The following is an 11,886-nucleotide window of genomic DNA, read 5'->3' as shown; positions in this document are numbered from 1 at the left end:
CTACCCCTTCGGCTGTTTCAGAAGGCTGCGTTGTAGATGACGCCACCCAGCAGGCCGCCGATCAGTGGTCCGACGACGGGGATCCACGAGTAGCCCCAGTCGGACGTGCCCTTGTTCGGGATCGGCAGGATGGAGTGGATGATGCGCGGGCCGAGGTCACGCGCCGGGTTGATGGCGTACCCGGTGGGCCCACCCAGGGACAGGCCGATACCGACAACCAGGAGGGACACCAGCAGGATCGCGATACCGGACCCGTAGATGCCGTCGCCGCCGGGGATCAGGCCGATACCGATGCCCTCGACGCGCCTGTCCGAGCCGACCAGGGCCAGGATGGGCAACACCAGGGCGATGGTGGCGAGGATCTCCGTGATGAGGTTGGCGATCGGGTTCCGGATCTCCGGGATCGTGGAGAAGATCCCGAGGGTCGGAACCGGTTCGTCCACCGTGCCCTCCGTGGTGCCCGTCTGCCGCGTGTTGGCCGCGAACTGGGCGTAGTACACCAGGTAGCACAGGACAGCCCCGATCATGGCGCCGGTGATCTGCCCCAGCAGGTAGACCCAGACCTTGCTCCACACGCCGGTGTCGACGGCGAGGCCGAAGGTCACGGCCGGGTTGATGACCCCTCCGGAGAGGGGGGCGGCGGTATACGCCCCGGCCAGTACCGCGAACCCCCAGCCGAACGCGATCACGATCCACCCGGAGGCCCGGGCTTTCGAGAATCTGAGGGTGACGGCGGCACACACGCCGGCACCGAAGAGGATCAGAATCGCCGTGCCGATCATCTCGCCGACGAAAATGTCTCCGTTAGTCATGGCTGCTCCTCAGCCCTGGCCCGGGACGAGCCGCCCCGGTCCTCACCTGCAGGGTGCGTTTCCCGTGGCTACTTCAGCCGAAGGCAGGGAGACGTCCGCGCCCCGCCCGGCATCCGTGACGAGCGTGCCGTCGCAGCCGAATCGCCCGTGGGGAAATGGGCCTTGGCGCCGGCGCAGTCACGCGCCGCAGTGCCGGAATACGCCGACTATGTACGGCGATGTCGACTGACACCGGCAGTGTTCACCGGCACCCAAGGGGCGTCAAGGTCGCCGACCGCAACGGTTGACGGCTGTCGGGCTCGCGCCGGGCCGACGGGCCGGTTGCTCGGTCCGGCGGCGCCCGGTCGGGTCGTTGTTCAGATCTGGTCCGGACCCGCGCGGGCCTGGATGAGCCGCGCGAGGCTTGGCTGATGGTGTCCGGCCTGCGCTGGGCTCCGCCGGGGGGCAAAAGCCAGCCGTACCTGACTCCTCGCTTGCTAGTGTCCAGGATTCACCTGACCTGGCGGTTTCTCAACCGCAGGAGATCCGCGGGGCCCTGGCCGCCGTGGGGATGCGCCCTGACGCCCGGTGACCGTCGCGGCTCCGACCAGGTCGGAGCCGCGACGCTCACCCCTCTCCCAGGCGCCTCAGACGCCCTGCCCGCCCCTCTCGACCGCCATCCCGCAGCCCTCCCGCACTGCCGCGGGCGCAGGCGCGGGTGCCGGCGTCTGCGGCGAACCCCGGCGGGCCTCATGGCCCGGCACGCCCGCCCGGCCCAGCACCCAACTCGCCCCCTGCAGCGCCTTCGCCGCCTTCTTCAACGGCGCCAGGCAGGCGGCGGCCTCCCGGTGGTCGGACAGGCTGCCCGGCGTGCACAGCAGCGTCGCGAGCGACAACGTGACCGGCCGGCCGCCCGCCGACCAGGGAGCGTCCAGCACCGAGGCGGCCAGCGGATCGAGACCGTCCGGATCAGCGAGCACCAGGAAGTCGTCCCCGCCGACGTGCCCCACGTGCGCGCCGTCCGCCGCGGCCCGTCGCAGCGCCCGGCCCACCGCCCGGATGAGCTCGTCACCGGCCGCGAATCCGGCTCCGTCGTTGACTTGCTTGAAGTGGTCGACGTCCAGCCAGCTCAACGCGAACGCCCGCCCCGCAGCGATCCGCCGGTCCACCTCGCCGGTGATGGCGTCCGAGCCGGGCAGCCGGGTCAGCGGATTCAGCCCCACCGCCTCCTCCACCCGCGTCTCCGCGAGCGCTCGCACGAGGTCCGCGAGCCGCGCGACCCCCACGCACCGGCCGTACTCGTCCACCACGGCCACGTCGTCCGAGGTGCGGTCCCGACGGCCGACCGCCACGACGTCCAGCACCTCCCAGGCCGTCGCGTCGATGCCCACCGTCCGCGGCGGGTCACCGAGCTTGGCGGCGGGCCCTCCACAAGGCCCAACGCAGGCTCCTACGCCAGGGCTACACGCTCAAGGTGTACGACTGCTACCGGCCCCAGCGCGCGGTGGACCACTTCGTCCGCTGGGCCGAGGACCTCGATGACCAGGCGATGAAGGGCGAGTTCTATCCGAACGTCGACAAGACGCGACTGTTCGCCGACGGGTACATCGCGGCGAAATCCGGCCACAGTCGCGGCTCGACCCTCGACGTCACGCTTGTCAGGCTTCCGGCGAAGCCGAACCGGCCCTACCAGCCAGGAGAGCCCCTGATGCCGTGTTTCGCACCCCAGGGCGCGCGGTTCCCGGACAACTCGATCGACATGGGGACCGGCTTCGACTGCTTCGACACCCTCTCGCACACCCTCGACCCACGCATTCAGGGCCGACAGCGCGCCAACCGGCTGCTTCTCAAGAACACCCTGGAAGACCTCGGCTTCGTGAACCTGCCGGAGGAGTGGTGGCACTACACCTTCAAGCCCGAGGCCCATCCGGACACGTACTTCGACTTCCCCGTGGCCAGGAAGTCGCTCACCAGCGCTCACTGAGCAGCCTGCTCGTGGCGCCCTCCCCGCGATCGGCTACAGTCCGCCGCGTGTCCGAAACTCAGCACTCCGCTTCCAACTCCGCGCCGAACTCCCACTGTTCGAGCTGCGGCGCGCCCTACGGAGAGGGCATCACCGGCTGGCCCCGCACCTGCCCGGCGTGCGGGGCCGTGGCCTACCGCAACCCGCTCCCGGTCGCGGTGGCCCTCCAGCCCGTGTACGACACCAAGGGCACCGCCCTGGTCGTCATCACCCGAACCATCGCTCCCGCGCGCGGGGGCATCGCCCTGCCCGGCGGCTACATCGACGACCGCGAGGACTGGCGGCAGGCCGTCATACGTGAACTCCGGGAGGAAACCGGCATCGACGCGGCCGGCCGGGACGTTCGGCTCGTCGACGCGATGAGCTCGCCCGACGGGCACCTGCTGCTGTTCGGCCTCCTCCCGGAACGCCCGGCCGAGAGCCTTCCCTCCTCCGCCGCCACGGACGAGACGGAGGGCTGGCACCTTCTGCGCAGGCCCGAGGAACTCGCCTTCCCCCTGCACACCCTGGCCGCCCGGGCCTGGTTCGAGGGCCGGTACATCTGACCTCTTGAGCTCCCCGGCCTCGCGGAGCTCAGGACTCCCGGGCTCCCCGGCCTCGCGAAGCTCAGGACTCCCGGGCTCCCCGGCCTCGCGAAGCTCACAGGACTCCCGGGCTCGCGGAGCCGGTGGAACTGATGCTCCCGGGCTCGCGGAGCCGGTGGAACTGACGCCTGGGCGCTGCGTAGCTCGTGTGCTTCCCGCGCCCGATGTGGCTCCCGGCTCCCGGGCCCGACGTAGCTCACGACTCCTCGGCCCCGCGAACCCGCAGCGGGTAGGGCGGCGCACCCCCGCCGTCCTCACCCTCCCGCTCGACGACCACCCGAGAGCCCATCCACCGAGCGCTGTAGCGCTCGATCTCCGGCTCGTCCCACCCCTCGCCCCCGTCCGGTACGACCAGCCCGCCCCCGGTCCGTCCCCCGGCGGGCGCCCACACCTCCAACTCCAGCTCCCCGTCCTCCCCACGTACCGGAAGCACGGCACCCGCGCGCGCGAACACCGGGATGCGCGACAGCGGCGCGTCGACCAGCACCTGCCCCGGCCCCTCGTACGCCTGCCCCGTGGCGACGTCGTACCAGCGCCCCCGCGGCAACCGCACGGCACGCCGGCCCACGCCCGGGTCCAGCACCGGCGCCACCAGCAGGCTGTCACCCAGCAGGAAGGCGTCCTCGCAGTCGCGCAGCGCCCGCTCCTCCGGCGCCGCCCACCACAGAGGCCGCACATAGGGCGCTCCGGTGCGCCTCGCCAGATGCGCCAGCGTCATGAAGTACGGCAGCAGTCGCCGGCGTTCGACAAGCGCCACGCGCGCGTGCTCCAGCACCTCGCCACCGAACTCCCACGGCTCCCTGCGCCCCGCCCGCAGACTCGCGTGCGTACGGAACAGTGGCAGATACGCGCCCAGCTGGAACCACCGCAGATACAGCTCGGGAGACGGAACCCCGTCGAACCCCCCGACATCCGGCCCCGAGTACGGGACGCCGCACAGTCCGAGCCCCATGACCAGGGCCAACGATGCCCGCAGCCCCGGCCAGCCGGTGGCGACGTCCCCCGACCACGTCCCTCCGTAGCGCTGCATGCCGGCCCACCCGGAACGTGAGAACAGGAACGGCCGCTCCTCGGGCGCGAGCCTCCGCAACCCTTCGAAGCCCGCCCTGGCCATGCACAGCGCGTACACGTTGTGCGCCTCACGATGGTCACCGCCCCGCCCCTCCAGGGAGTGCCGGGCCGAGCGGGGCAGCGTCGACTCCCCGAAGGCGGTGAACGACGTGGGTTCGTTCATGTCGTGCCAGAAGCCCGAAAAGCCCTGGGCGAGCCGCTCCTCGTAGAGAGCGCCCCACCATGCACGCACGCGTGCATGGGTGAAGTCGGGGAAAACCACTTCCCCGGGCCACACGACGCCCTCCACGACCGCCCCGGAGGCATCTCGCACGAACGCGTCCTCAGCCGCCCCGGAGTCGTACACCGCACGGCCCGGCAGGGCCTTCACGCCCGGCCCGACGATCGACACCAGCCGGATCCCCTCCCGCCGGAGCTCCTCGGCCAGCACGGGCAGCTTGGGGAAGCGGTCCGGGTCGACGGTGAACACCTGATGTGCGTCGAGGTGGTCGATGTCCAGGTGCACGGCGTCCAGCGGCAGCCCGTGCTCCAGGTAGGCCGCGACGATCCGCCGCACCTCCTGCTCGCCGCCGAAGCCCCACCGTGCGTGATGGTGCCCAAGGGCCCACGCAGGGGGCAGCGTGGGCGCCCCGGTGAGCGACGCCCAGGCGAGCAGCACGCGCGCGGGGGTGCCCACCATCACCCAGCAGCGCAGCGGTCCGCCGGCCATCCGCAGCTCGCTCGTTCCGGCACGGTCGTGCCCGGAACCCGCCCCCTCCTCGCCCTCGCGCAGCGTCACTGTGCCGTCCCACGAGCTGTCGTGGAACGCCAGATGCGTACCACCGTCGGACACCACCATCTGCACCGGCATCGTGATGTACAGCGGGTCGTCCCCGGGTCCGAAGGCGCGGCCGGGATCGGAGTTCCACAGCCGGTACGTCCCGTCCGGCAGCCGAGGACCCGAGGCACGCCCTCCAAGCCCGAAGAACCGGGCGTCGGCGCCCACCTCCGACCGCTGCATCCACCGCGCTGGGCCGCCGCCGACCGGCTCCCACCAGCGAGGCGGCAGATCGCGTCGCAGGGTGACCCCGCCCGGAGTCCGTACCTCCACCGCGCCGTGCCGCGAGACCACGACCGTCACCCGCTCGGCCACCACACGCCAGCCGCCGTCCTTGTCCGGCTCCAGGACCGCCCGCGGATCCGGCTCCGGACAGCGTCCGGCCAGTGCGTAGGACGGCTCGGGCCCCGCCCCGTCCCAGCCCCAGAACACGGCCCCGTTCACGGCGACCAGGATCCGCAGCTCCGACCGGCTGAACCGGACGACACCGCCCCCCGGCCCGGGCTCCACGTCCTCAACGGGCCCGGGCACCCGCGCACGCTCCGCCCCGCGCGCCGGCAGCCCGGTGGCGTCGGCCCGACGCCTGCGCCACGCTGCTCGTACGGTCCGCACACCCTGCGCCGCCCCCACAGAAGCCACCGCTTTCACCGAACGCACCAGGTCACGACCGTTCATGCTGCTCACCCTGCCACTGACGGCCCCGCGCGGGCGTGTCGTTCAACTGCCGTTCACCCGTGCCAGGACCACATCTTCACGACACGGACTATGTGGGGCGCACCCTGGTGCCGAAGTCGATCACATGGCATTGTCCGTGCCAGCCGCTCACGCGCACACCCCAGCCCGTGCGCGGAGGACGCACACGACGCGCACAGTCCGGGAGCCGACCATGTCGACCGTTAGTCCCCAGCCGCTCTGGCAGCCCGACCCCGAGCGCATCGCCCGCGCACGGATCACCAGGTTCCAGACCTGGGCGGCCGAGCACCACGGCGCCCCCACCGAGGGCGGCTACGCGGCCCTGCAGCGCTGGTCCGTCGACGAGCTGGACACCTTCTGGAAGGCCGTCACGGAGTGGTTCGACGTCCGTTTCTCGCAGCCCTACGCGCGCGTGCTCGGCGACCGCTCGATGCCCGGCGCCGAGTGGTTCCCCGGGGCGACCCTGAACTACGCCGAGCACGCCCTGCGCGCATCCGCCACCCGTTCCGACGAACCGGCCCTCCTGCACGTCGACGAGACCCACGAACCACGCCCCGTCACCTGGGCCGAGCTGCGCCGCCAGGTCGGCTCCCTGGCCGCCGAACTGCGCGCCCTCGGCGTGCGCCCCGGCGACCGGGTCAGTGGCTACCTCCCGAACGTCCCGCAGGCGGTGGTCGCCCTCCTCGCCACAGCCGCAGTCGGCGGCGTCTGGACCTCCTGCGCGCCCGACTTCGGCGCCCGCAGCGTCCTCGACCGCTTCCAGCAGGTCGAACCCGTCGTGCTCTTCACGGTCGACGGCTACCGCTACGGCGGCAAGGAGCACGACCGACGCGAGGTGGTCACCGAGCTGCGCCGCGAACTCCCCACCCTGCGGGCCGTGATCCACATCCCGCTCCTGGGCACCGAGGCACCCGAGGGCGCCCTGGACTGGTCGGCCCTCACCTCCGCCGACATGGACCCCATATTCGAACAGGTGCCCTTCGATCACCCCCTGTGGGTGCTCTATTCCTCCGGTACGACCGGACTGCCCAAGGCCATCGTCCAGTCCCAGGGCGGCATTCTCGTCGAGCACCTCAAGCAGCTCGGCCTGCACTGCGACCTCGGTCCCGAGGACCGCTTCTTCTGGTACACCTCGACCGGCTGGATGATGTGGAACTTCCTCGTCTCCGGCCTGCTCACCGGCACCACGATCGTCCTCTACGACGGCAGCCCCGGCTACCCCGACACCGGCGCCCAGTGGCGGATCGCCGAACGCACGAAGGCCACCCTCTACGGCACCTCCGCCGCCTACGTCATGGCCTGCCGCAAGGCCGACGTGCACCCGTCCCGCGACTTCGACCTCTCCTCAGTCCAGTGCGTCGCCACCACCGGCTCGCCCCTGCCCCCCGACGGATTCCGCTGGCTCCACGACGAGGTCCGCGACGACCTGTGGATCGCCTCCGTCAGCGGCGGCACCGACGTGTGCTCGTGCTTCGCCGGAGCCGTACCGACCCTCCCGGTCCACGTCGGTGAACTCCAGGCCCCCTGCCTCGGCACCGACCTGCAGTCCTGGGACCCCAGCGGCAGCCCCCTCGTCGACGAGGTCGGCGAACTCGTCGTCACCAACCCCATGCCGTCGATGCCCATCCACTTCTGGAACGACCCCGACGGCAGCCGCTACCACGACAGCTACTTCGACACCTACCCCGGCGTGTGGCGGCACGGCGACTGGATCACCCTCACCTCCCGCGGATCCGTCGTCATCCACGGCCGCTCCGACTCCACGCTGAACCGACAGGGCGTCCGCATGGGATCCGCCGACATCTACGAAGCCGTCGAGAGGCTCCCCGAGATCAAGGAATCCCTCGTCATCGGCATCGAGCAGCCCGACGGCGGCTACTGGATGCCCCTCTTCGTGCACCTGGCCCCCGGAGCCGTCCTGGACGAGACCCTGCTGAACCGCATCAAGCAGACGATCCGCGAGCAACTGTCACCGCGCCACGTCCCCGACGAGATCATCGAAGTACCCGGCGTCCCGCACACCCTCACCGGCAAGCGCATCGAGGTCCCCGTCAAACGCCTCCTCCAGGGCACCCCGCTGGAGAAGGCGGTCAACCCGGGCTCCATCGACAATCTCGGCCTGCTGAACTTCTACGAGGAACTGGCCCGCAAACGCGCCTGACGCCGACCACCCGCGTCCCGCGACTCCCCGTTACCAAAGCTCAGGGGTGCAGGTTGCAGCGAAATCGCTGCGACCTGCACCTTTCTTCATCGGCCGAACTCACGATCGTCGAGCCGACCCCCGCTGTCAGTGCCGCCGATTACTGTGAGTGAGCATTGATCGACCGTGCACAGGGGGAACCATGACGCACACCCACAACCGGACCAAGCGCCGCATCCTGCACCGCGAGATCGCCGGCACCATCGGCCTGCTCGCCGACGATCACGACTTCCGGGCCATGCGGCGCTACCGCAGCTTCACCTTCGACGACCACGCGACCTATCTGAAACACGTGGAGGCCCTCCTCAGGAACAGGGCACTGCAGGGCAGCCACACCACGGTGGCCCTCTTCGACCCCGAGGAATACGCCGAGTTCTGCACACGGAAGGCGCTGGACCCCGACAAACCGTCGAGCCGCTCACGCTTCACCGCACAGATCGCGGCCACAGGCCCGACCCTTCCCTACGACGGCCGACCGCTGGCCGACCTCCTCCCGGCCCTCGTCGACGAGGCCGTCCGGCAGGCCACCTGGGAGTACGCGACCACCCTCCTCGCCCGCCTGGGCGCCTGCGCCTCCTGCGGTGAGGACATCGGACGCGCCTCCTTCACCCGAGCCGCAGAGCTCTTCGTCCGCATCCTCGACACGGCGCCACCGGGCGATCGCCACCTCGTCTGCAGTGTCACCGGACCGCCCGAAACCCTCGTCGCCGCCCTCCACATCACCGACGACGGTGCCGCCCTGGACCTGGACGAAACCGAGGCCCTCGAATTCACCACGGTCCTGGCCCTCGGCCTGGCCACCGAAAGCCCCGGAGGACTCGTCATCCGCACCAGCGCCCCGGGCACACCCGACCGCGTCTACGGCTGGCGCATGCGCTCCTACGGACTCGAACCCCTCACCGCAGGAGAGGTTTTCGACGCCTACTGCACCGACGTCGAATCCGGAGACCTGATCTCCCCGGAATCCAACGTCGACTACTGCGCGCCGCCCGACCTCGGAGAGGAGAAACCCGCCCGGGGGCACCGGCACTGAAACACGAGAAAGGCGCTCCATCTCAGTGGAGCGCCCCTCCCGGGAAACGCCGGAGACCCGGCCGGGCCTACTCGCCCGACAGCACCGCCTGCGCCGCACTGCGCGCGTCCTCGGCGCTGTCCGTCGCCCGTGCCGCCGCAGCGGCCCGCTCGCACTGCGCCAGCGTGTACTTCGCCAGGGTCGCCCGGACGTAGGGAATCGACGCGGCACCCATCGAGAGAGAGGTGACACCCAGACCGGTCAGCACACACGCGAGCAGCGGGTCGGACGCGGCCTCACCACAGACTCCACAGCTCTTGCCCTCGGCCTTGGCCGCCTCTGCGGACAGCTCCACCAGGTCGAGCAGGGCGGGCTGCCAGGGATCCTGCAGACGGGACACCGCACCCACCTGCCGGTCGGCGGCGAAGGTGTACTGGGCGAGGTCGTTCGTCCCCAGCGACAGGAACTCGACCTCCTGGAGGATCGAACGAGCCCGCAGCGCGGCCGACGGGATCTCCACCATCGCGCCGAACTTCGCCCGCAGCCCCGCTTCCCGGCAGGCGTCCGCGAAAGCCCGGGCATCCGTACGGTCCGCCACCATCGGGGCCATGACCTCGAGGTAGACCGGCAGTCCCTCCGCGGCCTTGGCGAGCGCGGTCAGCTGGGTGCGCAGGACCTCCGGGTGGTCGAGCAGCGTCCGCAGACCCCGCACACCGAGCGCCGGGTTCGGCTCATCGGCCGGCGTGAGGAAGTCGAGCGGCTTGTCCGCACCCGCGTCCAGCACCCGCACCACGACACGCCCCTCGGGGAACGCCTCGAGCACCTGCCGGTACGCGGCGACCTGCTTCTCTTCCGAGGGCGCCTGCTTGCTGTCGTCCAGGAAGAGGAACTCCGTACGGAAAAGACCGACACCCTCGGCCCCGGCCTCGACCGCGGCCGCCACATCGGCGGGGCCACCGATGTTCGCGAGCAACGGCACCTTGTGACCGTCCGCCGTGGCACCCGGCCCGGTCGAGGCCGCCAACGCGGCCTTCCGCTCGGCAGCCGCAGCCTCCAGTTGCGCCTTCTTCTCGTCGCTCGGGTCCACGAAGATCTCTCCCGTGCTGCCGTCGACGGCGATCATCGTGCCCTCGGCGAGCTCACCGGCACCCGGCAGCGCCACCACGGCCGGCACCCCGAGCGCCCGGGCGAGAATCGCGCTGTGGCTGGTCGGGCCGCCCTCCTCGGTGACGAAGCCGAGCACCAGAGTCGGGTCGAGCAGCGCGGTGTCGGCCGGTGCGAGGTCGCGGGCCACCAGGACGTAGGGCTCGTCGCTGTCGGGGACGCCCGGCATCGGCACCCCCAGCAGCCGGGCGACGATACGGTTCCGCACGTCGTCGAGGTCGGCCACGCGACCGGCGAGGTACTCACCGGCTCCCGCCAGCAACTCGCGGTAGGAGGCGAACGCGTCGTACACCCCGCGCTCCGCCGTGCTGCCGACAGCGATCCGTCGCTCGACGTCGGCCATCAGCTCGGGGTCCTGGGCCATCATGGCCTGCGCCTCGAGCACCGCCTGGGCTTCGCCACCGGCCAGGTTGCCCCGCGCCATCAGGTCCGCCGCCACCGCTTCGACGGCCTTGCGGGCGCGCCCCTGCTCACGCTCCGCCTCCTCCGCCGGTATCTGCTTCGCGGGCGGCTCGAGCACCGCCGTTCCCATGTGCCGAACCTCGCCGATGGCCACACCGTGGCTCACCCCGACGCCTCGCAGCGTTGTCTCCATCTCACCCGTCTCCGTATAGAGCGGCGGCCCCGCCGCCGCGGTGGTTGTCGTACTCGCCGTCACAGGACGGCGCTGGCGTCACTTCCAGAGGAAGAGACTGTCGCCGGCCTTCACATCGCCGTTGTCGCGAAGATCGGAGAGAGATTCGGCCGTGGCTTCCAGCGCCACGACCGGGCAGACCGCGGACTTGCCGGCGGTCTCGACGGCCGCAGGGTTCCAGCGGACGACACCCTGACCGCGCCTGACGGTGTCGCCCTTGTTCACGAGCAGCTCGAAACCTTCGCCGTTGAGCTGCACGGTGTCGATACCGAGGTGAGTGAGCACGCCGTGTCCGTTCTCGTCGACGACGACGAACGCGTGCGGGTGCAGGGAGACGATGACGCCATCCACGGGCGAGACGGCCTCGGAAGGCTCACGTACGGGATCGATCGCTGTGCCCGGGCCGACCATGGCCCCGGAGAAGACCGGATCCGGCACTGCCGCCAGTCCGATAACGCGTCCTGCGAGCGGGGACGTCACGGTGGTCATGGGAAGCCTCCCAGGGGTGGAGATCGATGGGGCCGTCCCTGTAGGTACCGGGCGGCACACTGTTCAGCAGCGTATGTCACCTGAAGTGCCGGTTCCGCGCAGCGCTCCGAAGTGGTCTAGACCATACCTCAAACCGATTTGCACCGGCTCCGCGGCCGCGTGTACAGTCGTACTCCTGCTCGGGGCTGAGCGACGCAACCTTGCGTCTCGGCCGGGCAGCAACCAACTTGTCAGATCCTATCTCTGGATCGCCTTCTGCATGCCTGCAGGACGGTGGTCGGAGGGCCGGAAAAACACTGATAGAGTTTGGAACACCGAAGGGAAGCGCCCGGAGGAAAGCCCGAGAGGGTGAGTACAAAGGAAGCGACCGTTCCTTGAGAACTCAACAGCGTGCCAAAAGTCAACGCC

General features: G+C 70.7%; 7 protein-coding genes and 2 pseudogenes. 4 read left to right on the top strand and 5 right to left on the bottom strand.

Annotated elements, in window-relative coordinates:
* Positions 1-17: 17 nt before the first annotated feature.
* Entirely contained in the window at positions 18-812 is a 795-nt protein-coding gene (locus ACZ7EG_RS36040; protein WP_471088442.1) for an MIP/aquaporin family protein, read from the bottom strand.
* A gap of 626 nt (positions 813-1,438) precedes the next feature.
* Positions 1,439-2,215: pseudogene (locus ACZ7EG_RS36035) on the bottom strand (diguanylate cyclase domain-containing protein); the annotation flags it as partial.
* Here ACZ7EG_RS36035 and ACZ7EG_RS36030 point away from each other — a divergent pair.
* Positions 2,215-2,775, top strand: a pseudogene (locus ACZ7EG_RS36030) (M15 family metallopeptidase); the annotation flags it as partial. The pseudogenes ACZ7EG_RS36035 and ACZ7EG_RS36030 overlap by 1 nt on opposite strands.
* A gap of 47 nt (positions 2,776-2,822) precedes the next feature.
* On the top strand, positions 2,823-3,359 hold the full coding sequence (locus ACZ7EG_RS36025) for an NUDIX domain-containing protein (RefSeq protein WP_471088440.1): 537 nt from the start codon (positions 2,823-2,825) through the stop codon (positions 3,357-3,359).
* A 235-nt stretch (positions 3,360-3,594) separates the two neighbouring features.
* Here ACZ7EG_RS36025 and ACZ7EG_RS36020 read toward each other — a convergent pair whose 3' ends face one another.
* Entirely contained in the window at positions 3,595-5,961 is a 2,367-nt protein-coding gene (locus tag ACZ7EG_RS36020) for a glycoside hydrolase family 31 protein (protein ID WP_471088438.1), read from the bottom strand.
* Positions 5,962-6,172: 211 nt separating this feature from the next.
* On the opposite strand from ACZ7EG_RS36020, the gene ACZ7EG_RS36015 reads away from it, so the two are divergent.
* Positions 6,173-8,140: an acetoacetate--CoA ligase gene (locus tag ACZ7EG_RS36015; RefSeq protein WP_471088436.1), complete on the top strand. Its 1,968-nt coding sequence runs from the start codon at positions 6,173-6,175 to the stop codon at positions 8,138-8,140.
* 181 nt (positions 8,141-8,321) lie between these two features.
* Positions 8,322-9,212, top strand: a complete 891-nt coding sequence (locus tag ACZ7EG_RS36010; RefSeq protein ID WP_471088434.1) for a hypothetical protein — start codon at positions 8,322-8,324, stop codon at positions 9,210-9,212.
* A 67-nt stretch (positions 9,213-9,279) separates the two neighbouring features.
* Here the strand turns inward: ACZ7EG_RS36010 and ptsP are convergent, their stop codons facing one another.
* Positions 9,280-10,950, bottom strand: coding sequence for a phosphoenolpyruvate--protein phosphotransferase (ptsP, locus tag ACZ7EG_RS36005; RefSeq protein ID WP_344454836.1), 1,671 nt, complete (start codon positions 10,948-10,950; stop codon positions 9,280-9,282).
* 78 nt (positions 10,951-11,028) lie between these two features.
* Positions 11,029-11,478, bottom strand: coding sequence for a PTS sugar transporter subunit IIA (locus ACZ7EG_RS36000; protein WP_471088432.1), 450 nt, complete (start codon positions 11,476-11,478; stop codon positions 11,029-11,031).
* Positions 11,479-11,886: the final 408 nt, after the last annotated feature.

It is taken from the genome of Streptomyces sp. NPDC037100 (assembly GCF_055606225.1).
This window is presented reverse-complemented; position numbering and strand designations above follow the sequence as displayed.